17 protein-coding genes and 4 pseudogenes are annotated in these 22,120 nt (G+C 62.3%); 14 read left to right on the plus strand and 7 right to left on the minus strand.

Annotation, left to right across the window (positions count from 1 at the left end; all coding sequences use genetic code 11):
- Positions 1-402: 402 nt before the first annotated feature.
- Both M8R19_RS23700 and M8R19_RS23705 read left to right on the plus strand, forming a co-directional pair.
- Positions 403-618, plus strand: a complete 216-nt coding sequence (locus tag M8R19_RS23700; RefSeq protein ID WP_349654702.1) for a hypothetical protein — start codon at positions 403-405, stop codon at positions 616-618.
- An 18-nt stretch (positions 619-636) separates the two neighbouring features.
- Positions 637-888 (plus strand): annotated as a pseudogene (locus tag M8R19_RS23705) (POTRA domain-containing protein); the annotation flags it as partial.
- 507 nt (positions 889-1,395) lie between these two features.
- Here the strand turns inward: M8R19_RS23705 and M8R19_RS23710 are convergent.
- The 4 genes from M8R19_RS23710 to M8R19_RS23725 form a co-directional block, all read right to left on the minus strand.
- Positions 1,396-2,073, minus strand: a complete 678-nt coding sequence (locus M8R19_RS23710) for a hypothetical protein (protein WP_249919089.1) — start codon at positions 2,071-2,073, stop codon at positions 1,396-1,398.
- Positions 2,074-2,083: 10 nt separating this feature from the next.
- A complete protein-coding gene (locus tag M8R19_RS23715; protein ID WP_249919090.1) occupies positions 2,084-2,860 on the minus strand; it encodes a hypothetical protein in 777 nt (258 codons plus the stop codon).
- Positions 2,861-3,292: 432 nt separating this feature from the next.
- Entirely contained in the window at positions 3,293-4,834 is a 1,542-nt protein-coding gene (locus tag M8R19_RS23720) for a methylenetetrahydrofolate reductase C-terminal domain-containing protein (RefSeq protein ID WP_249919091.1), read from the minus strand.
- Positions 4,835-5,117: 283 nt separating this feature from the next.
- On the minus strand, positions 5,118-6,047 hold the full coding sequence (locus M8R19_RS23725) for a LysR family transcriptional regulator (protein ID WP_249919092.1): 930 nt from the start codon (positions 6,045-6,047) through the stop codon (positions 5,118-5,120).
- Between the two features lie 97 nt (positions 6,048-6,144).
- Between M8R19_RS23725 and metE the strand changes: the two genes are divergently transcribed.
- From metE to M8R19_RS23755, 6 genes are all read left to right on the plus strand, one after another.
- Positions 6,145-8,445, plus strand: coding sequence for a 5-methyltetrahydropteroyltriglutamate--homocysteine S-methyltransferase (gene metE / locus M8R19_RS23730; protein ID WP_249919093.1), 2,301 nt, complete (start codon positions 6,145-6,147; stop codon positions 8,443-8,445).
- 65 nt (positions 8,446-8,510) lie between these two features.
- A complete protein-coding gene (locus M8R19_RS23735; RefSeq protein ID WP_194488800.1) occupies positions 8,511-9,176 on the plus strand; it encodes an epoxyqueuosine reductase QueH in 666 nt (221 codons plus the stop codon).
- 42 nt (positions 9,177-9,218) lie between these two features.
- The gene (locus tag M8R19_RS23740) at positions 9,219-9,410 is read left to right on the plus strand and encodes a hypothetical protein (RefSeq protein WP_194488799.1); all 192 of its coding nucleotides are present in this window, start codon (positions 9,219-9,221) and stop codon (positions 9,408-9,410) included.
- A gap of 304 nt (positions 9,411-9,714) precedes the next feature.
- The gene (locus tag M8R19_RS23745) at positions 9,715-10,701 is read left to right on the plus strand and encodes a DUF1852 domain-containing protein (RefSeq protein WP_249919094.1); all 987 of its coding nucleotides are present in this window, start codon (positions 9,715-9,717) and stop codon (positions 10,699-10,701) included.
- 27 nt (positions 10,702-10,728) lie between these two features.
- Positions 10,729-11,757 (plus strand): methionine synthase, encoded by a 1,029-nt coding sequence (locus tag M8R19_RS23750; protein ID WP_249919095.1) that lies wholly within the window; start codon positions 10,729-10,731, stop codon positions 11,755-11,757.
- 183 nt (positions 11,758-11,940) lie between these two features.
- The gene (locus M8R19_RS23755) at positions 11,941-12,450 is read left to right on the plus strand and encodes a flavin reductase family protein (RefSeq protein ID WP_249919096.1); all 510 of its coding nucleotides are present in this window, start codon (positions 11,941-11,943) and stop codon (positions 12,448-12,450) included.
- Positions 12,451-12,596: 146 nt separating this feature from the next.
- On the opposite strand, the pseudogene M8R19_RS23760 reads toward M8R19_RS23755, so the two are convergent.
- From M8R19_RS23760 to M8R19_RS23770, 3 pseudogenes are all read right to left on the minus strand, one after another.
- Positions 12,597-13,455: pseudogene (locus tag M8R19_RS23760) on the minus strand (alpha/beta hydrolase).
- A pseudogene (locus tag M8R19_RS23765) lies at positions 13,455-14,085 on the minus strand (autotransporter outer membrane beta-barrel domain-containing protein); the annotation flags it as partial. The pseudogenes M8R19_RS23760 and M8R19_RS23765, both read right to left, overlap by 1 nt.
- Before the next feature lie 48 nt (positions 14,086-14,133).
- A pseudogene (locus M8R19_RS23770) lies at positions 14,134-14,385 on the minus strand (IS5/IS1182 family transposase); the annotation flags it as partial.
- Positions 14,386-14,626: 241 nt separating this feature from the next.
- Here M8R19_RS23770 and M8R19_RS23775 point away from each other — a divergent pair.
- Genes M8R19_RS23775 through M8R19_RS23800 form a run of 6 tightly spaced genes read left to right on the plus strand, consistent with a single transcriptional unit; the run spans position 14,627 to position 22,022 of the window.
- Positions 14,627-15,778, plus strand: a complete 1,152-nt coding sequence (locus M8R19_RS23775; RefSeq protein ID WP_249919097.1) for an LLM class flavin-dependent oxidoreductase — start codon at positions 14,627-14,629, stop codon at positions 15,776-15,778.
- 46 nt (positions 15,779-15,824) lie between these two features.
- A complete protein-coding gene (locus M8R19_RS23780; RefSeq protein ID WP_249919098.1) occupies positions 15,825-16,964 on the plus strand; it encodes an LLM class flavin-dependent oxidoreductase in 1,140 nt (379 codons plus the stop codon).
- Positions 16,961-18,019: an ABC transporter substrate-binding protein gene (locus M8R19_RS23785; protein WP_249919099.1), complete on the plus strand. Its 1,059-nt coding sequence runs from the start codon at positions 16,961-16,963 to the stop codon at positions 18,017-18,019. Before M8R19_RS23780 ends, M8R19_RS23785 begins: the two co-directional genes overlap by 4 nt.
- Positions 18,016-19,134: an LLM class flavin-dependent oxidoreductase gene (locus M8R19_RS23790; RefSeq protein ID WP_249919100.1), complete on the plus strand. Its 1,119-nt coding sequence runs from the start codon at positions 18,016-18,018 to the stop codon at positions 19,132-19,134. The genes M8R19_RS23785 and M8R19_RS23790 overlap by 4 nt, the downstream gene beginning before the upstream one ends.
- Entirely contained in the window at positions 19,135-20,865 is a 1,731-nt protein-coding gene (locus M8R19_RS33325) for an ABC transporter permease (RefSeq protein WP_249919101.1), read from the plus strand.
- On the plus strand, positions 20,862-22,022 hold the full coding sequence (locus M8R19_RS23800) for an ABC transporter ATP-binding protein (protein ID WP_249919102.1): 1,161 nt from the start codon (positions 20,862-20,864) through the stop codon (positions 22,020-22,022). The genes M8R19_RS33325 and M8R19_RS23800 overlap by 4 nt, the downstream gene beginning before the upstream one ends.
- Positions 22,023-22,120 lie beyond the last annotated feature (98 nt).

Here is a 22,120-nt window from a genome sequence, read left to right on the forward strand (position 1 = left end):
GCTCTGAGATGAATGGCCTACTATGTATGCGGGGACACAGCTAAAGCTAGCTTGAAGCGTTCATCGGCGGATGGCAGATTTCTGCCTTGAGGTACATAAAAGGACTTTATATGGCTATTACTCTGCGGGAGCTGCGAGTAGCAAAGGCATTTTTGATCGTGCTGTTCGCTACCAGCATCAGCCAGGCATTGATCTGGGATCATTCCCGGATCTTGTCTGCTTTCGGTCAAGCTATGCTGGTGTTTTTCCTTGTAGGCCTGCCTAGAAAATCTCGCCTCCGAGTCTCGTAATGATGGTACAAGTCCGGTCGACAGCAGCACTTCTGTGCGTCTGCTATCGACTCAAGGTGCTGAGGCTTTCATTGCAGAATCAAACGCAAATCGGGTAGCCAGAATGCCGTAGATGTGGGTATCGAACGGAGTGTTCTCTGGTCTCGACCGATTCTCCACGCTGCTCTCTGCTGTCGGCATCCCGGATGTGAAGGAGAAGCTGCTCAAGTGCTGGGCGCCGGCCTTCGATGAAGTGAACTTCAAGGACCACCGGGATGGCCACAACCAACTCGACTACCTGACCGGCAAGGCCAAGCAGAGCTCACAACGAGTTCTACTACTTCAATGACGACGGCCAGTGACTAGTCGCTGCTTCGCCATCCGCGGAATCACCCTGCAAGGCGCCGAGCACCTCGACAATGGCGCCCGCGAGCGCCTGCTGGCGCCGTATCGCGGCCGGTGCCTAGGCGTCAGCCAACTCAATGCGCTGCTCAAGGCGATCACCGACCAGTACCTGGCGCGTGGCTTCGTCACCAGTCGCGCCTACCTGCCGCAACAGGACCTGGGCTCTGGCGCCCTCAAGGTCGTGGTGGTGGAGGGTCGCCTGTTGGGGACTGAGGACTATCGCTTCGATCCCCTGACACTCACGTAGGCAGACGAAGCTGTACTCATCGACCGACGCCGCAGCGGCGCTAGCATCGAGAGGACAGACCATGCTTCAGGCAGCCAATGCATCCGACACACCCAATTCATTCACGCTGAGGGCCCACGAGCTGACAATTCACCAGTTCGCTGACCAGGTCCGCGCGGTGCATCTTGAGGGTGGGCATATCGCTTCCCTGGCGCTCGACCCACTTCTCCGAGAAGGAGACTGCCCAGGAAGCCATAGCGGATGTCCATCGCCGAGCTGTAGATGCAGCGCTCTTCAGCCACTGCATGGACGGCCTTGGCTCTGTCACCAAACAGATCATGCCGCCGGCTGCTGTGAAGCGAGAGTCCCCCGATCTTCTCGCGCAATACCCCGAGTAGGATTAATCGCCCTCAGTGTCTGTGAGCAAAGTCGTCGCGAGTGGCCAGTTCCGCTTCCGAATTTGCTCATTACGCACGCCCTACCTTCTTATGAAAATCAGATCGGGCAGAAGTAGAACGCCGACGTAGGGCTGGAATCAATGATTTGCTGTCGCTCATCATCAGAGAGCCCCGCTTCAAGGTTGCGGTCAATGTAAATTGTAGTCGGGTCCCCGTCATCGCTTAGCTTGATGCAGTTTGCGCTATCGTAGTCCTCATATGCCCCATCGCCCACATATAGGGAGGAGACTACGCAAAGGCGCCGATTAATACCGCCGCCAGGCCAACCGATGTCCAAAGTTTCAGCCACATCATCAGTAAACTTTTCATTATAGTAAGCCAGCCCCGGCGAATTGTAGAAATCGTCATAGCTGCGCCCATCATGATGCTTGATATAGGCGTACTGTTCAAAAGTAATGTCGCTCGGAATATTTCCATTGGTGGCTGGCGAGGAGTACCAAGAGTAATAAAGAGTCAGGTCTGTGAAGTACGCAGTTAGCTGATTCTGCTCATCCATAGACGAGCCAAGACTCGAATAATATGTTGCCCAAGAGGAATCAAGATACTGGAAAAGTCCTTTCGCAGAGGACGTGCTGTTGATCAAGTCCGTTCCAAGAGAAGATTCGAGATAAGCGGTATCAACCGCTAGCTGAATCAGTTCTTCGCTGTAACCGTTTGCATTTCCGTAGTCAATAATACGCTGCTGGGTTTCAAGCTGTTCTTTGCTAAGCTCCATTTATTTATCCTTAACACTTCGGGGAATTAAATCCACTGATAATCCTTTCAACATCCGAGCTAGCATTCAATGCCTTGCTGCTGTCCTCGAATTCTGAAAGCGCCTTGCAATAACCTATCGAATCTTTTTTCACCGCAGCTGCGGCGAGCTTCCATAAAGTTATTCCATCTTCACCTCCTTTGACTTCTTCCGTACTACCCGAACTGCTCAGTATCTTCGACGCAGTTGTGCTGGCATCCAATCTCACATCCACTACGAGACCATCCGAGGTGACTTCACTCACTACGGGGTAAGTCACCACTGAATTTAACAGCTTCGAATATTGTTTTTTCTGAACTATTGCCTGTAGCACACCGCCCTTATCGATGAAACTCACAGGACCATCATTGAAATCAAGAGCCCCCACAAAGCCAAAGGCTGGATTGTAGAAACGAACCACATTATGCGGACCATCATTTGATCCGCAGAAAACTACAAACTCTTTCGAGTCATGCCCTTCTCTCGCTACAGCCTTTATCAGCGGAACTGACATCTTGCTAATAGCCGGGAACTTGCTGCATCCAGGTGACTGACCGTTACGCCCCAATGCCAAGACAGTTCCTGTCGAGTCGACAACCGTAATCTCTCCAGCGTTGTACATAAGGCGCTTATCAGCGTCATAGACCGGAACCCGCTTGAACTCATAGGTCAGGCCCGCGTCACTCAAACGAAACTCAGCCTCACCTGCAACAGACCCAACGCTGAGCGTAAATCCAATGGCCATAGCCAACATTTGAACATTGCGCATGTGATATCCTTAATGCGTCTAGAGGTTCCCAGTCAGGGGATTTATCCAGCCTGACGTATATAAGACGTATCACAGCACCATTTTTTCAAAAATCGGCTGACTTTTTTGTTTAAAACCAAGCCGCTGAACTTGAGCAAATGATACGTCTGAGCAACTAATAATCGAAGGACATATAGCCCGTACATTCAAGTGTATTGCAGTGCGTCGCCAGTACATTGATGGGGTAGGTACTATTTACCTTGCCGAAGGGGCCAATCCGGCAGGAGTTTCGCGCGCACGAGCGCGAGTTGGCAGGTAATCAAGACCCCCTGCCCAGAGGACATAAGCCGGCTAAACAGCGATCCTGCGCCCCCAAGGCCGAAACCGAGAAGGCGCGCCGACATTATGGGAGGAGTTGAGCAAGCTGTTCCCCAGGTTCGAATTGCGGGACAGCTAGTGCTCGTCTTGGACTTCGCCTCTGGCAAGGCTATGCGAACGCAAGGTCCCAAGCTCGTGCACGTCGTTGCCTGGAACCCAATCCGTTGCTGTCGTTCGCTGCACCGGCGCAGCGAACCAGCGGGGCCAGGAGCTTTGGTGCCGGGAGTCAGCATCCACGCACGGGATCAGACGGTCGGTCAGCACATGTGTCTGTCCAGCCGTCTTGGCCGTGCGGTACTTGATACTGTGGATGCATTCCCGATCGCCGAACTCGCAACGATTGAGCCGGGTTCCCCCGCAGGGGCCATTCGCAAGTCCCTTCGGGCAGGTTTCCGGGCAAATGTACAGGGTGTCTTCAAGTCGGCAGTTGCCGCAGGTATCGCACCCTACAACAGGCCTTTTCAGGCTGCGCTCCAGTTGGTGAAGCCAGCGCGTGCCGCGACGCGTGCGCCAGAGTGGAAGCTTGAGCGTCCAGCCGAACACCCGACTCAGTGGGTTGGTACGGCTGAACAGCAGAGAATGGAACGCCGACAGCAGGTGATAGCGGAGCTGTTCCTTCCTGGTAGCACTGACTTGGGACCTGCCCAACCGCCAATCGGCTTGTGGCGGATGGAATGTCACGGTCGGGCCCCCGGCGATCCTCCAGCTAGCCTCCCAGGCGGCGGACCACTGTTCTAGCGTCTGGATGTCTGCCATTCGAGCATCGATGACTCGCTCCAATGCCTGCAGTTGCCCTAGGTCGTGGATACCTGACAGATGGATACCTGCATATCCCATCAGCCGTAGACCAATGATCTGCAGGCCGAGGCGTGCAAGGCTGCGCTCCTGGGCGCATGCACTGGAGACTGCTTCCTCGGCGGCCAGCAGGGCGCGCATCGAAGGAGTGATCACCACACCGGGAACATGCTCCAGGATGGTGGCGCGGTTGAGGGTCAGGCCCATGACGCAGGCCAGCAGCGGAACAGGAGGGACTTGCCGCTGCATCCACTGGTGGGCTTCCAGATGCTTTTGCGCGTCGAAACCCAGTTGCAGGGTGAGGAAGTTCGCGCCTGCCGCGAGCTTCTTCTCAGCCTTGAAGTATTGCGCGCCACCTTCTTCCTCGTGGTACTTGAACGGGTTGAGGGCAGCGCCGAGCATCCAGGTCGGCCTGGCCCGCCGGACGATCTGCAAGGCAGGTACCGACTCCAGGTAGCGAACCGGCTTTTGACCCGGCTCATGGCCGGGGACGCGGTCACCGCTGAGGAGCAGGAGTTGGTCCAGGCCAATGGCGTCCATTCGCTCCAACTGCGCCAGCAAGTCCTGGCGCTCCCGGTCTTTGCCAGAAAAGTGAATCAGCGTCGGCAGGGGGAGCGTCAGTTGTGAGAATGCCTTCAGCGGCGCAAGGTCGAAGTTACTGCCGACACGGTCTGCCACTGCCGCCGTCATTGGCCAGCCGCACAACTGCGAGCGCTGCATCAGTTGCTCGAAGGCGGCGAAGCGCTCCGCGGAAGGCTTCGGAACGAACTCTACGACGCACACGAAGCGCTGTTCGTGCAGCGCCTTCCTCAACACGCTCATCACTTGTCAGTACCAGGCCGGATCACAGTGTCGGGTTGCAGTGAGTGGCGGTTGTGCGCCACGGGGCCCATTCTGGGCCGGTCTTGATCCAAGGACATGTTTGAAAACGCAGTGAAGTTTTTTGAAAAAGACAAAAGCGTGCCTTGATGGTGGGAGCCTGGAGCTGCATGGCCGCTGAGGCGGCATTGGGCCGGCCCGGTCTGATGTGCTGATGGATGGGGCCTGAACGCTCAATGCTCGTTCGAGCAGGGCGGGGCTTGGCACATCGGAGGGCGAGGCGACGTCAGATGGCAAGCCCTGCTACCGCGTTGACACCTTCCAGGGTGGAGAACGAGATGTCCTTGGCCGTCAGCAGGAAGTCGCTGACGAAGGGTACTTCCAGCATATCGCTGCGGATGGCGGCGTACAGCGTGGCCTGCATGCCGTCCTTGCCGAGTCGCTTGGCGGTCACGTACCCCCGCGAGCTGTACTCGTGCAGAGCCCAGTTGGGCAGGCAGCAGACGCCACGTCCGGAGGCGACCAGTTGCATCATCATCACCGTCAGTTCCGAGGTGCGGACCTGCGCCGGTTCGATGTCGGCTGGGTCGAGGAAGCGGGTGAAGATATCCAGTCGATTGCGTTCGACCGGGTAGGTGATCAGTGTCTGCCCGGCCAGGTCGGCGGGTTCGATGAAGGGTCTCTCGCGCAGGGCATGGTGGTTGTCGACGGCCAGCTGTGCTTCGTAGCCGAACAGCGGGACATAGGTGATACCCGTTATGGCGACCGGATCGGACGTCACCACCAGGTCGAGATCGCCGCGCTCCAGCGCTGGCAAAGGTGCGAAAGCGAAACCCGAGGCGAGGTCCAACTCCACCTCCGGCCAGGCGCCGCGGAATTCGTCCACCGAGGGCATCAGCCACTGGTAGCAACTGTGACATTCGATGGCCAGGTGCAGGCGTCCCGCGGTACCGCCGGCCAGCCGGCTCAAGTCGCGTTCGGTGGCGCGTATGAGGGGCAGCACCTGATCGGCCAGTTGCAGTAGCTTGAGCCCCGCGCTGGTGAAGCGCACCGGCTTGGATTTACGCACGAACAACTGTACGCCCAGACGATCCTCCAATTCGCGGAATTGGTGGGAGAGGGCGGACTGGGTCAGATGCAGGCGCTCTGCAGCCTCGATCAGGCTGTCTGTTTCGCGCAAGGCATGGAGCGTGCGGAGATGCCGGAATTCGATCATGAGAGAAATTTGTATTCATCACGCGGAAATTGAGTTTGTCTCATGACTTATCGCTGTTGACAATCTCTCCATTCATTTTTCGATGGAGGGCATTTTCATGGCAGTGGCACACAACCTCGGCTTCCCGCGTATCGGCCGGGACCGCGAACTGAAGAAAGCCCTGGAAGCCTTCTGGAAGGGTGAACTGGACGAGGCCGGGCTGCGCGCCGTCGGCAGGCAGTTGCGTGCCACCCACTGGCAAGTCCAGAAGGACGCCGGCATCGAGCTGCTGCCGGTGGGCGACTTCGCCTGGTACGACCAGGTGCTGACCCACTCGCTGACCTTCGGCGTCATCCCCGAGCGCTTCCGCGGCCATGGCGACGCCAAGCCGACCCTGCAGACCCTCTTCGGCATGGCCCGCGGCGTCACTGACAACTGCTGCGGTGGTGCCCATGCGCAGGAGATGACCAAGTGGTTCGACACCAACTACCACTACCTGGTCCCCGAATTCACTGCCGACCAGCAGTTCGGGCTGAGCTGGGAACAGCTGTTCGAAGAAGTCGATGAAGCCAGGGCCCTGGGCCACACCGTGAAGCCCGTGGTGATCGGCCCGCTGACCTACCTCTGGCTGGGCAAGGCCAAAGGCTCCGATTTCGACAAGCTCGACCTGCTGGAGCGCCTGCTGCCGCTCTACGGCCAGATCTTCCGCCGCCTGGCCGCCCAGGGCGTGGAATGGGTGCAGATCGACGAGCCGATCCTGGTGCTTGACCTGCCGCAGGATTGGAAGAACGCCTTCGAGCGCGCCTACAACCTGCTGCAGAGCGAGCCGCTGAAGAAGCTGGTCGCCACCTACTTCGGCGGCCTGGAAGACAACCTCGGCCTGGCCGCCGGCCTGCCGGTGGACGGCCTGCACATCGACCTGGTGCGCGCCCCGGAACAGTACCCGAGCATCCTCGACCGCCTGCCGGCCTACAAGGTCGTGTCGCTGGGCCTGGTCAACGGCCGCAACGTCTGGCGCTGCGACCTGGAGAAGGCCCTGGACATCGTGCGCCACGCCCAGGAGCGCCTCGGCGAGCGCCTGTGGCTCGCGCCGTCCTGCTCGCTGCTGCACAGCCCGGTCGACCTGGAACGCGAAGACCAGCTTGACACCGAGCTGAAGAGCTGGCTGGCCTTCGCCGTGCAGAAGTGCGCCGAAGTGGCCGTGCTGGCCCGCGCCGCCACCGAACCCCAGGCCGCCGACGTCGTTGCCGCCCTGGAACAAAGCCGCGCCGTGCAGGCCAGCCGCGCCGCCTCGCCGCGCATCCACAAGCCGGCCGTGCAGGCCCGCCTGGCCGCCATCGAGCCGAGCGATGCCCAGCGCCACTCCCCGTTCGCCGAACGCATCGCCAAGCAGCGCGCCGGCCTCGACCTGCCGGCATTCCCCACCACCACCATCGGTTCCTTCCCGCAGACCTCGGCCATCCGCCTGGCACGCCAGTCGTTCAAGCAGGGCAAGCTGAGCCAGGCCGAGTACACCGAGGCCATGCATAGCGAGATCCGCCATGCCGTGCAGATCCAGGAGAACCTGGGCCTGGACGTGCTGGTGCATGGCGAAGCCGAGCGCAACGACATGGTCGAGTACTTCGCCGAGCAGCTCGACGGCTACGTCTTCACCCGCTTCGGCTGGGTGCAGAGCTACGGTTCGCGCTGTGTGAAACCGGCGGTGATCTATGGCGACCTGAGCCGGCCCAAGGCCATGACCGTGGAGTGGATCACCTACGCCCAGAGCCTGACCGACAAGGTGATGAAGGGCATGCTGACCGGCCCGGTGACCATGCTGATGTGGTCCTTCCCGCGCGAGGACGTGCCCCGCGAGGTGCAGGCGCGCCAACTGGCGCTGGCCATCCGCGACGAAGTGGTCGACCTGGAGGCTGCCGGCATCAGGATCGTGCAGATCGACGAAGCGGCCTTCCGCGAAGGCCTGCCGCTGCGCAGGAGCGCCTGGGCACATTACCTGGACTGGGCTACCGAGGCCTTCCGCCTGTGCGCCTCGGGCGTGCGCGACGAAACCCAGATCCACACCCACATGTGCTACAGCGAGTTCAACGACGTGATCGAATCCATCGCCGCCATGGATGCCGACGTCATCACCATCGAGACCTCGCGTTCGGACATGGAGCTGCTGGAGGCCTTCGAGAAGTTCGACTACCCGAACGAGATTGGCCCGGGCGTCTACGACATCCACTCGCCGCGGGTGCCGAGCAAGGAAGAGATCGTCAAACTGCTGCGCAAGGCCGCTCAGCGCATCCCCGCCGAGCGCCTGTGGGTGAACCCGGACTGCGGCCTGAAGACCCGCGCCTGGCCGGAAACCGAGGCGGCGCTGCTGAATATGGTCGCGGCGGCACGCGAGTTGCGGAACGATCTCGCGCTGTTGCCCTGAACGACAGATTGAAAACAAGCGGGACGCAGTGCGTCCCGCTTTGCGTTGCTGGAGAACCCCATTCCATGAGTACCTTTACGCGGCCGAAGCTGACACTCCCTGGCGGGGCCGATCGGCTCTTGCTGCACTCTTGCTGCGCCCCCTGCTCCGGGGAAGTCATGGAGGCGATCACGGCGTCGGGCATCGAATACACCATTTTCTTCTACAACCCGAATATTCATCCCGAGCGTGAGTACCTGCTGCGCAAAGAAGAGAACATTCGCTTTGCAGAAAAGCACGGCGTTCCCTTCGTCGATGCGGACTACGACACCGATGACTGGTTCGCCAGGGCCAAGGGGATGGAATGGGAGCCTGAACGAGGCGTTCGCTGCACCATGTGCTTCGACATGCGCTTCGATCGCACGGCCTTGTATGCCTACGAGCACGGCTTTCCGGTGATCAGCAGCTCTTTGGGTATTTCGCGCTGGAAGAACATGCAGCAGATCAACGATTGCGGCCAGCGCTCGGCTGCCAAGTATCCAGGTATCGCCTACTGGGATTACAACTGGCGCAAAGGCGGCGGTGCTGCGCGGATGATCGAGATCAGCAAGCAGGAGCGGTTCTATCAGCAGGAATACTGTGGCTGTATCTATTCGCTGCGTGATACCAACCATCATCGCAAATCACAGGGGCGCGAGTTGATTCGAATTGGCGTCCAGTACTACGGAGACGAGGACATCAATGAGCGTTGAGCAGCGTTTTGTCCAGAAGCAGCCCCTCACGGAGACCGGCGGATGAACAGCATTGTTGCAGAAGCGCCAGAGGTGATTGAGAAGGTCAAGAGTACGCGCTACAGCGTCGCTCGAATCTACGGACGAGTTACCATTCAAGGGCAGACCTATCTATACGAGCGAAAGACCGACACCTTGATCCGTCTCGACGTGCATCGGCAGCGTGCGGCTCAACGCAAGGCCGGCCAACGCTGAGAGGAGAATGAGCCTTTCTCTGGCTGACAGTGACGCGTCTAGCAAGTGAGGAGCTTCGGTCGCAAAGATCGAGCCCTTGGAGTCGCCCTGAACCTAAAACGCCGGCCCCAGCCATACCTCTGAACATGAGCTTGGCTAATGATCCCGTGAGAATATCTAACTTTTTCACAGTTCCCCTTGGGCATAAAATACTTTCAACATCAGACAGCACAGCTACTGCCTGAAAAATCTCGAAGAAAATTTTTCACGACACCGAAAGCACGAGACAAACTCAGGCTTTGCACCAAGCCCAGGATTCAAGACTGTGACGAATAACGATTTCTCCTTTAAGATCAGCAGCATTGTTTTCGATGAAAACTATCATCCCGCAGAAAACACCCGTGCTACTACCAATTTCGCCAACCTGGCCAGGGGCGAGAGTCGCCAGGAGAACCTGCGCAATGCCTTGCGGATGATTGATAACCGCTTCAATGCGCTGGCGAATTGGGACAATCCCACAGGAGACCGTTATTCCGTCCAGCTTGAAATAATTTCCGTCGAGATGAACGTTGTTGCCGAAGGCGGTGGCGGTAATTTTCCGGCAATCGAAATACTGAAGACAAGTATTCTTGACAAAAAAACCAACAAAACTGTCGAAGGCATCGTTGGGAACAATTTCTCCTCTTACGTACGAGATTATGACTTCAGCGTACTGCTGCTGGAGCACAACAAGGACAAGCCAGGTTTCAGTATCCCGGAAAACTTTGGCGACCTGCATGGAAATATTTTTAAGCACTTCGTGACATCTGAAGCCTACAAGCAGAGCTTTGCCAAACTGCCGGTAATTTGCCTCAGTGTTTCGGATAATAAAACCTATCATCGGACTGAAAATCAGCACCCGGTATTGGGCTTTGAATACCAGCCAAGTGACTCATCCTTGACCGAGAGCTACTTCAAGAAAATGGGGTTGCAGGTTCGTTACTTCATGCCGGCCAATAGTGTCGCACCCCTAGCCTTCTACTTCTTTGGCGACTTGCTCAATGACTATACCAATCTTGAGCTTATCGGCACTATCAGCACGATGGAAACTTTCCAGAAGATCTACCGGCCCGAGATTTATAACGCCAACGCTGTAGCAGGAAACTGCTACCAGCCGAACCTGAAGAATCAGGATCACTCCGTCACTCGAATCGTTTACGATCGAGAGGAGCGCAGTCGACTGGCCATTCAGCAAGGGAAGTTTGCCGAAGAGCAGTTCATCAAGCCGCATAAAGCCATTCTTGATGAGTGGTCTGCTAATTACACCCTTTAATTGAACCAGGCGTGCAAGATACTTATTATGAAAAAAATCCTCCCCACCTCGACCGCAGGCAGTCTCCCCAAGCCCTCCTGGCTGGCCCAGCCCGAGACACTCTGGTCGCCCTGGAAACTGCAAGACGAAGAGTTGAGCGATGGCAAACAGGATGCCTTGCGTCTGTCTTTGCAGGAGCAGCAGCAAGCGGGCATCGATATCGTCAGCGATGGTGAGCAAACACGCCAGCACTTCGTCACTACATTCATCGAGCACCTCGACGGTGTGGACTTCGAGAACCGCAAGACCGTCCGGATTCGTGATCGCTACGATGCGAGCGTCCCCACTGTTGCGGGCGCCGTGGCTCGCAAGAAGCCGGTGTTTGTCGAGGACGCCAAATTCCTCCGTCAGCAAACCAACCAACCGATCAAATGGGCCCTGCCTGGCCCGATGACCATGATCGATACGCTCTACGATGCCCATTACAAAAGCCGTGAAAAGCTGGCCTGGGAATTTGCCAAGATTCTCAACGAGGAGGCGAAGGAACTGGAAGCTGCCGGCGTTGATATCATCCAGTTTGATGAACCTGCATTCAACGTATTCTTTGATGAGGTCAATGACTGGGGAATCGCCACGCTGGAAAGGGCAATCGAAGGACTGAAGTGCGAAACCGCAGTACATATCTGCTACGGCTACGGGATCAAGGCCAACACCGATTGGAAAAAAACTCTTGGCTCGGAGTGGAGACAGTATGAAGAAATCTTCCCCAAGCTGCAAGAATCCAACATCGATATAATTTCTCTGGAGTGTCAAAACTCCCGTGTTCCAATGGAACTCATGGAGCTCATTCGAGGGAAGAAAGTGATGGTAGGGGCCATTGACGTGGCAACCGATACCATCGAGACGCCGGAGGAAGTAGCCAATACGCTGCGCAAAGCGCTTCAGTTTGTCGATGCTGACAAGCTTTGCCCTTGCACAAACTGTGGTATGGCTCCGCTGTCCCGCCGAGTAGCAAGAGGCAAACTTAATGCTTTAAGTGCAGGTGCAGAAATTATTCGAAGAGAGCTCTCGGCGTAATTTAGAGCTGAATTCGCAAGTGCTGTACGCATGAATTGAGACGGCGGAAGTTTTAGGGAGTCTTCGAAGAAGACTCCTGATTCTAAGAAATGAGCCGGTCCGCGTTACCCGCGCATTGCGATGAAGCCGAAGTTCGGGACTTTCTTGACGCCTTCGAGTTGCACACAGCATTCAGGATCCACTATGTCACTTCCTAGTACTGCTATCGAGCCATTGAGCTTTCGCGAAGCGCTCGGGCACTACGCATCCGGTATCACGGTAATTACATCGCACATCGATGGTGAGCCGATTGGCTTCACTTGCCAGTCCTTCTACAGCGTGTCGATGAGCCCGCCGCTGGTTTCATTCAGCGTAAAGTCCAACTCGTACAGCTATCCGAAAATTCGCCAGGCGGGCCGATTCGCGGTCAATATTTTGTCCGGTGAGCAGATCAAGATTTCCAACCAGTTCGCTCGGCAAGGCGCGGACAAGTGGCGCGGAGTCGAATGGCAGGAATCACCGTTGGGTAATCCGATCATCGTCGGCAGCCTGCACTGGCTTGATTGCGAAATTCACGCCGAACACGCCGCAGGTGATCACCTGATCGTGATTGGTGAAGTGAAGGCGTTAAATTTACAAGAAGCTGCTGCTACGCAGCCACTGCTGTATTTTAAAGGACAGTACTGCAATCTAGCCGCGCATAGCGCAGTTTGAATGTTTACCTCCAATGCCCCTCTTGCGGGATGCGTTCTGCCCAAGGGCAGGTCGGTGAGTTTATGCAATAGCAGCTAGTTCTCGCGCGCTTATTTGTGGCTCGAACTCTGTCGAGCACAGATAGGATGGTTCACTATGCACTGCGCTTATTCGCTTCTGCAGTCTAGTGGCAGATCCCGCCATGTTCTCCAAGCAGTATCCCAGCCTTGCTCGTGATCTGTCGCAGGCAAGATTACAACCTGACTGTAGGCATATGGGTGTAGCCGTATCAGGTAGGCCTTGGCTAGAACTGCTGGGACTACATCGTCTGTGTCTCCCACTAAGTGTCGCTGCGGTATTGCTGCCAGTCGATCCCGATAGTCAAGCGAATCCAGCGAACCGCTGAGGGGAGATAGTCTTTTCATTTCTGCCCATAGCCGCGGGCTTAGATTACCGGCCAGGGTCTGGACCAAGGTGACGTCATCCCGTTGGGCTACCAGCAGAAGCGCCAGAGCTGCGCCTCCGGAATACCCCACCAGTTCGAACTCCCGATTGCCATAGCGCTGCTTCAACTGGTCCAAGGCCTGACTAAGTCTGGTGACGACTTCCTGGGAAAACCTCCGATTGGTCCAGAGTGCAGGTTCGCAATCTGGCGCCAGAACGAATTGGCAGGGGCGAGCCAGATAGGCATTCGGTGTCGGATCGTTCACGGCCAAGCGCGCCACCAGTAGGTTGTGTGGGCTCGGATCCAGGCTGGGCTGCGTCGCCGTGGCCCAGGCGTGGCCATCACCTTCCAGGTAGACGCGTAAACGAGTGGCTTTCGTGGTGCTCTGCGGTGCCAGCACGGCCAACGGGAATGGTCGCCCCGGCAGGATATCCAGTTTCCTCCCATGCTCATCCATCCGCCAACTGCTGCAGCGCTTCGCGGGGCGACTGACAGCCGACGAGGAGGGCGCCGATCAGCAGCACCATAGGGGCTTGAAAGAAACCGGCCCACGCGCGTGGGCCGGAAAAGTGGTTGCTCATCAGAAGTCGTAACGGACCTTGGCGGTGAAGGTGTCGGCGTTGAAGTCGGTCTTGCCGGTGTAGTCGTAGCTGACACCAACCGTGACGGCGCCCAGATGGTAGTCCGCACCGACACCCGCTTCGTAGCTGTTACGCGCAGCCTTGGCGCCTTGGCTCACGAAGGGGGCCACCCAGCGTGAAGGTCGAGGTGCTCTGGGCTTCGTCCGCGGCGAAGTCATGGTAGGCCATCAGCGTGGCCTGCGGCTGCAGGTTGCCGTTGCCGACCTGGAAATCACCGGCCAGGCGCACACCAGCACCCAGCTCCGCCACTTCGTAGCGTTGACTATCCACCTTGAGCGCTGCCGACGAACCCTTCTCGTGGTAGCCATCGATATCGACACGGGTATAGCGTGCGGCTAGGCGCGGCTCGACCAGGAACTGCTCGTTCAGGTGATAGGTGTAGCCACCGACGACGTTGGCTCCCAGGACCTGGCTGTCGTAGTCGCCTTTGACCGTGGTGCTGGCGATGCGTCGCCTGCTCTCGTTGTCGTTGAGGCCATAGCTCAGGTTGGCGTCGACGAAGTAGTTGCCCTGTTCGAAGCCGCTATACAAGGTTAGCGCATTGCCATCCACAGTGGTGGTGTTGCCGTTAGCAACTGCAGGCGTACTGGGTGTTTTCCGGTTCGAGATGGATCACGGTGCGAACTCATGCTTTTCCAACAGATGGCGGAATTTCATGATCGTGATGTCTTGCGGAATCGGGGGCTGAGTGTTACCCGAGCAAACTGGCACATCGAGGTAATCTCGTACAGTGCTTCCTCATGATTTCCAATGGGTAGGGCTTACAACCGCCATTCGCCTTTGGATAGTGCGGCTCAATTAATGCCACCAATCCGCTCTTGGCACCACCTGCTCCATCTCGGCCAGGAAACGCTCGTTAGGGTAGTTCAAAGGGCTGTTTTAGTAAAGGTTAGACGGCATGTACTGGCTTGAACGAAGAATTTTTAGATAGATGGTTTCGCGCGATGTATATCCAGAATGTGCAGAGGTTTTTGTTGGTTTAATTTAATTTAATTCGTTGAATAATTTTTAATTATATAACTTTAGGGATGGCTTTTTAATAAAACGGTATTTCTCAAGGAGAGTTTCGAAAGTTAGTTTCCCTTCACTCGAATTGCCTGAAGAGAACGACATGCCTTTAGAGATACGCGGGCGGCTGCCCTCGGGCCCCGTGCCTTCTGCGGCCAACAACAGCCTGCAGCATTACCTGGAGTTCTACCTGGGCGGCGTCCGCCCGTTCAGCGCCGAAGTGCTGGTGCAGGCCGCGCGTGACCAGGAAGCCCTGGGCTTCGACAGTAGCCTGTTTCCACAGCGGGCCACCGGGCCCGCTGTGTGGCCGGTGGTGGGCTGGGCCCTGGCCGCGACCCGCCGCCTGCGGGTGGTCGCCGCGCACCGCGTGGGCCTGGAGCGGCCGACCGTGGCCGCGCGCACCCTGGCCACACTGGATCGCCTGTCCGATGGTCGGGTCAACGTGCATTTCCTCCAGGGCCGCGACGAGACCGACCTGCAGCGCGACGGCGTGTTCCTCGACAAGGCGCAGCGTTATGCCAGCTCCGCCGAATACCTGGAAGTGTTCCTCGCCGAGCTCAGCCGCCAGGAGCCCTTCGACTACGCGGGCGACTACTACCGCGTGGAGGGCGCGCGATCCGACGTGCTGCCGGTGCAACGGCCCTGGCCGCCGCTGTCGATTCCCGGCACCTCGGACGCCGGCATCGAGCTGGCGGCGCGCTTCGCCGACATCTACAGCGTGCCCATTGCCACGCCCGAAACCGCGCGCCGCGCCATCGAGCGCATCGAGCCGCTGGCGCGCGCCCGTGGCCGCCGGCTGGGCTACTGGGGCGACGCCAACATCATCCTCGGGCGCACCGACGAACAGGCCTGGGCCATCGCCCATCAGCTGGCCGACGCGATCGCCGAGTGCCAGGCGCAGCAACCGTTGCAGGAGCCATCGCAAGATCATGGCAACGCCCGCGCCGCGCTCCAGGGCCTGGGCGAGGCGGCGCTGCACAGCGGCGTCTGGTATCCGCGCCTGAACGCCCTGACCGGGCACGGCTACACCCTGGTTGGCTCGCCGCAGACCCTCGCCGAACACCTGCTGGGCTTCTACCGGCTGGGCGTGGGCATCCTCACCCTGGGCGGCATCGGCAACCGCTACGACGCCCAGGGGCGCAGCCAGGACCTGGCCGAGGACCTGGCGCTGCTGCGCGAGCTGATCGAGCGCCTGCGCGCCGGCGCCGCGCGCATCGACGCCGAGGTCGGCGCCATCGCCAACGGCACCCACTGACCGCCACCCTGACCGGGCGAATGCGCGCATTCGCCAAGGAGACCCCATGCCTATCGAAATCCGCGGGCGGATTCCCTTCAACGGCAAGCAGCCGCTGAGCGACACCCCCGCCGGGCGCTACGCCGCCTTCTTCGTCCAGCACAAGCCGCGCGCCGGCGCTGACGCCTCGGTGATCATCCGCGCCGCGCGCGAACAGGAGGCGCTGGGCTACGACAGCAGCCTGATCCCGCAGAACAGCCTGCGCGCCGACGTCTGGGCCTGCTGCGGCTGGGCGCTGGCCGCGACCCGGCAGCTGAACCTGGTGGCGGCGCACCGCATCGGCTGGCAGCAGCCGACCCTGGCGGCGCGCACCCTGGCCACCCTCGACCGGTTGTCCGGCGGCCGACAGCAGCTGCACGTGCTGCAAGGGCGCACCGACGAGGACATGCGCCGCGACGGCGACTTTCTCGACAAGGCCGAGCGCTATGCGCGTTCGGAGGAATACCTGCAGGTGTTCAAGCGCACCCTGAGCGAGGAACAGCCCTTCGACTTCCACGGCCGCTACTACCAGGTGCGCGGCGCCCATTCGGCGGTGCGCCCGGAGCGCCTGCCGACCCTGCATTTTCCCGGCGCCTCCGACGCCGGCATGGACCTGGCGGCGCGCCACGCCGACGCCTGGGCGGTGGCCGGGCACACCCCGGAACAGGTCGGCGCCGGTATCGAGCGCATCCGCCGGCTGGCTCGCGAGCGCCATGGCCGCGAGCTGCAGCGCTTCTGGGTCGGGGCCTTCAACCTGATCCTGGGGCGCAGCGACGCGCTGGCCTGGGCCAAGGCCGAGGCCATCACCGCTGAAGTGGAGGCGTTCATCGCCGCCGGCCACGCGCCGCAACCGCTGCTCGCCGCCGACGACGCGGCGCCGGCCGACAGCGGCGCGCTCTACAGCCGCCTGGGCCGCCTCAGCGGCCACGGCCCCTCGCTGGTGGGCAGCCCGGCCAGCGTGGCCGCGCAGGTGCTGGCCTTCTACCGCGCCGGGGTGACCTGTTTCACCCTGGGCGGCCTCTGCGAATACCACAGCTACGACGGCAGCGACCTGATCGAGGCCGAGGACCGCGAGCTGCTGGCCGAAGTCATTGCCCTGATCCGTCGGGGCGTCGCCGAAGAGGACCGTCGCCGGGCCTCGGTCGAACCACAACGGGAGCGCGTATGAGCCAGTCCGCCGATCAACTGTATTTCTCCATCTGCCCGGTGTTCGTCGTCTCGCACGTGTCGCACCGGCTGGGCCTGCTGGAACAGGAATTGGCCGCCGTGGGCGAGAGCGCGCTCGGCCTGGAGCAGCATCCCAGCGGCCAGGGCGCGCTGATTCACTCGCGGCACAGCGATCGCTACCAGGTGCGCGACGGCGGCAACGTGCCGGCCATCTCGGCCCGCGCCGACCATAGCGACACGGTGCTGCTGGGCTCCACGGACATCAACCAGGGCGGCCAGATCGTGGTGCGCGCCGAGGCGCCGCTGTGGCGCCTGGAGGACCTGCGTGGCCGGCGCATCGGCGTCTCCCACAGCCTCGACGCGCAGCGCGTGGACTGGTGGCGCGCCAACTCCCTGCGTAGCATCGACATCGCCCTGCGCCACAGCGGCCTGGAGGCCGCCGAGGTGCAGCTGGTGGATGTGCCCCACGCCCCGGGGAACGGTCCCTGGCGCGGCACCGACGGCGCGTTGAACAAGGAGCAGCGCACCCTGCGCCTGCCGTTCACACCGGAGCTCGCGGCCCTGGAGGAGGGCCGGGTGGACGCCATCTACACCACCCAGGGGCGCGCGGAAATCTACGAACGCACCGGGCGTTTCAAGGTGCTGGCCGACCTCTCGCGGCTGCCCGACTGGGTGGCGCGCATCGCCACCACTCCCTACACCCTGGTGGCGTCCCGGGCGCTGGTCGAGGAACGCCCGCAGGTGCCGGTGGCCTGGCTGCGCGCCAACATCCGCGCGGCCCAGTGGGTGCGCAAGCAGCCGCGACAGGCGGCGGAAATCTTTCACAAGGCCACCTACGACGCCACGGTGGAGGACGTGCTGCGGGTCATCGAGGGCGTCGACTTCACCCCGTCGCTGGCGCCGCGCAACCTGGCCGGGCTGGCCATCGGCAAGAACTGGCTGCGCGACAACGGCTTCATCCGCAACGATTTCGCCATCGAAGACTGGGCCCGCCCGGAGTTCCTCGCCCAGGCCTGGGACAGCCTGCAGGCCACGGCACAACAGGGGGTCGCATGAGCCTTGAACTGCGCGGGCGGCTCGGCATGGGCCGCACCCCGAGCGCGGCGCGCAAGCCGCTGGCGGTGTTCGCCCGGCAGGCCGTGCCGCAGCCCTACCAACTGGACCCGGCCGGCCTCGCCGAGCTGGCCGGGCGCCACGAGGCCGACGGCCTGGACGCCATGCTGATCGCCCAGAACGGCTCCAGCGCCGATGTCTGGAGCCTCGCCGCCTGGAGCCTGGCGACGACCCGGCGGATCACCGCGGTGCTGTCCCATCGCCCCGGGCTGCAGGCGCCGACCCTGGCCGCGCGGGCCTTCGCCTCGCTGGACCAACTGTCCGGCGGGCGCGTATCGCTGCATGTCATCCAGGGCTCGCAGGACGCCGAACAGCGCCGTGACGGCGACCTGTTGCCCAAGCCCGAGCGCTACCGGCGCAGCGCCGAGTACCTGGAGATATTCAAGCGCAGCCTGACTTCCGGCGAACCCTTCGACTACGACGGTGAGTTCTACCAGGTGCGCCAGGCGTTCTCGCAGATCAAACCTGTGCAGCAGCCGCTGCCGTTCATTTCAGCGGCCGGCGCCTCGGAGGAGGGCATCGCCTTCGCCGCCCGTCACGTCGACGGCTACGCGCTCTTCCCCGAGCCGCTGGCTGCGACCGCGCAGCTGCTCCAGCGGGTGCGCGAGGCGGCCGCCGGGCACGGCCGGCAACTGCGCTTCTGGCGCGACGCCAACTTCGTCCTCGCCGAGACCGACGACCTGGCGCGCGGCAAGGTCGAGGCCCTGGCCCGTGACCTGGCCGCCCAGGGCGCGCCCGGCGGCGCCACCGCCCAGCCGGAAAGCGAGGGCCTGCGACGCCTGCAACGCGCGGCCGGGCAAGGCCACTGGCATGACCGCGCGCTCTACACCGGCCTGGTGCCATACGGGGTCGGCGGGCCGCCCTTCGTCGGCAGCCCGGAAACCGTGGCCGCGGCGGTGCTGGACTACTACGACCTGGGTATCGAACTGTTCTCGGTCGGCTTCGACGGCGACCCCGAGCCGGACCGCGGCCTGGCCACGGAGCTGTTGCAGCGCATACGCCAGGGTGCCGCGGAGCGCGACCGGGCGCGCGCGGCACGGCCGGCGGAGGTGTCCTAGGTGAGCGCCAGCCTGCTCCTCGGCCGCCGCGCGCGGCCGCTGCCCAGCCGCCCGGCGGGGCGCTGGCGCCCGGGCCTGGGCGCCTGGGTGCTGCTGGCGGCGCTGGTGTTCTATGGCAGCCCGTTGCTCAGCCTGCTGGTGGCCAGCGTGCGCAGCGCGCCGCTGGGCCAGGCCGGGCACTGGACCCTGGCGGCCTGGGGCGCGGTGGCCGCCGACGCGCGCCTGGGCACGGCGGCCCTCAACGCCCTGGCGCTGTCGGCGCTCAACCTGCTGGTGGCGCTGCCGGTGGCGGCGGCCCTGGCGGTGCTGGCGGTGCGCAGCGACCTGCCGGGGCGCGGCGCGGTCACGCCGCTGATGCTGGTGATGTTCTCGCTGCCCTCGCTGTTCTACGCGCTGGGTTTCGAGCTGCTCGCCAACCCCTACACCGGCCTGCTCAACGGCCTGCTGGGGACGCCGGCGCTGAACATCGAGTCGTTCACCGGGCTGACCCTGGTCAACGGCTTTCGCTGCATCGCCTTCACCTACCTGTTCCTGCTCGGGCCGGTACGCGCCATGGCCACGGAGCAGGAGGAAGCCTCGCGGGTCAGCGGCCGTGGCGCGCTGGCGAGTTTCTGGCGGGTCGGCCTGCCGGGGCTGACCCCGGCGCTGGCCGGCGCCGCGATCTTCGCCTTCATCGGCGGCCTGGAAGTGTTCGACCTGGCGCTGATCATCGGCGTGCCGGCCGGCATCCCGGTGCTGGCGGTGGAAATCTTCGACTGGCTGAACGCGCCCCTGCCGCGCTACGGCGAAGCCGCCGTGGTGGCCCTGGGCATGGTCCTGGTGCTGGGCCTGGGGCTGTGGCTGCAGGCGCGGCTGGTGGGGCGGCGGAGTTTCGTCAGCATCGCCGCCAAGGCCGCCGCGCCGCGTCCGCTGGCCCTGGGCCGCTGGCGCTGGCCACTGGCGGCGCTGGTCTGGAGCTACCTGGCGCTGGCCCAGCTGTTGCCGATGCTGGCGTTGCTGGTCTCGTCATTCCAGCCGTTCCCCGGCGTGGTGGGCGCGTTCAGCACTCGCCACTACCAGGCCGTGCTGGCCAGCCCGGAGGTGCGCGGGGCGCTGTTCAACACCCTTGGCCTGGCCTGCGGCACCGGCCTGCTGACCTCGACCCTGGGCCTGCTCCTGGCCCAGTTCGAGCGCGGCCTGGGTCCACGCGCGGGGCATCTGCTGCGCTTCCTGGCCATGCTGCCGCTGGCGATGCCCGGCGTGGTGGTGGCGCTGGCGCTGAGCTGGGCGTATGTCGGCGTCCCCGGCCTGCGGGCGCTCTACGGCAGCTTCGCGATGATGGTCATCGCCCTGGTGGTGGCCCTGACCCCGCTGGCACTGCAGATCGGCCAGGCCAGCCTGGCGCAACTGTCGCCGCAGCTCTACGAGGCCGCCCGGGTGTCCGGCGCGGCGCCCTGGCGGGCCTGGCGCGACACCAGCCTGCGGCTGTGCCTGCCGGGCTTCCTGGTCGGCTGGTACCTGGCCCTGATCGCCGTCTGCGGCTCCCTGGACATCCCGCTGCTGCTCGGCGGCCCGGGCCTGGAGACGCTCTCCACCACCATCTTCACCTACAACGCCCGGGGGCAACTCGGCCAGGCCGCGGCCTTGCTCTGCCTGCTGCTGTTGCTGATCCTGCTCCCCGCGCCGCTGCTGGCCGCCGGACGACCGCTGCGCCGCTGGCGCCGCGTCCGCGTGGCCGAGGACCTGTCATGAGCCATGTACGGCTGCACCAACTGCGCAAGCGCTACGGCGTCAACCACGACGCCACCAAGGCCATCAACGGCCTGGACCTGGCCATCGAGAGCGGCGAGTTCTTCGTCCTGCTCGGCCCCAGCGGTTGCGGCAAGACCACCACGCTGCGCTGCATCGCCGGCCTGGAGCGCCCGGACGAGGGCAGCATCGAGATCGCCGGGAGCACGGTCGCGGCGCCCGAGCGCGGGCTCTTCGTGCCGCCGGAGCGGCGCGACCTGGGCATGGTGTTCCAGAACTACGCGCTGTGGCCGCACATGACAGTGGAGGCCAACGTCGCCTACCCGGTGCGCGCCCGTCGCGGCGCCGGCGACAGCCGCCAGCTGGCCCGGCGCGCGCTGCGCCAGGTGGGCCTGGAGGAACTCGCCGGGCGCTATCCCGCCGAGCTCTCGGGCGGCCAGCAGCAGCGGGTGGCGCTGGCCCGGGCGCTGGCGGCCTCGCCGCAGCTGCTGCTGTTCGACGAACCGCTGTCCAACCTCGACGCCAGCCTGCGCCTGCACCTGCGCGAGCAATTGCGCAGCCTGCACCGCGAGCTGGGCTACACGGCGGTGTACGTCACCCACGACCAGAGCGAGGCGCTGGCCCTGGCCGACCGCATCGCGGTGATGCACGGCGGTCGCCTGGCGCAGCTGGGCACGCCGCAGGACATCTACGCGCGGCCGGCGTCGGCGTTCGTCGCTAGCTTCGTCGGCTTCGACAATTTGCTGGCCCTGCGCGGCCTGCGCGAAGAGGCGGGCGGCCTGACGCTGGACCTGGGGCTGCAGGCGCCGTTGTGGCTGCCGGGCGCCCGCGCCGTGGCCGGGGCAGGGCAGCTGGCGGTGCGCGCCAGCGACCTGCTGGCCACCCCACGGGCGCTGCCCGGCTCGCTGGCGCTGCCGCAGGCGCGGGTGCTCGACGTGCAGTTCCTCGGCGGGCGCTACGAGGCGCTGCTGGAGGCCGGCGACGCCAGGCTGCGGGTGACCCTGCAGGCGCAGGACTGGCCGGTCCCGCCCGCCGCGCTGGTCGGCCCGCAGCCACTGCACCTGCAGTTCGCCGCGCAGCGTTGCGTGCTGCTGCCGGCGGCGTCGGCGGAGAGCGAAGCGCCACGCACCACGGACATCGGGCTGGCGGCGGCAGTCTGAAAGACCCGGTTGTAAGCATGGAGCTTTTTGATATATCTAAAAGTAATTATTTTGTGTGAGGATTATCTCTTGTAGATATAAGTTTCCGGTGGTACCGC

It is taken from the genome of Pseudomonas sp. R3.Fl (genome assembly GCF_023516765.1).
Lineage (GTDB): Bacteria > Pseudomonadota > Gammaproteobacteria > Pseudomonadales > Pseudomonadaceae > Pseudomonas > Pseudomonas citronellolis.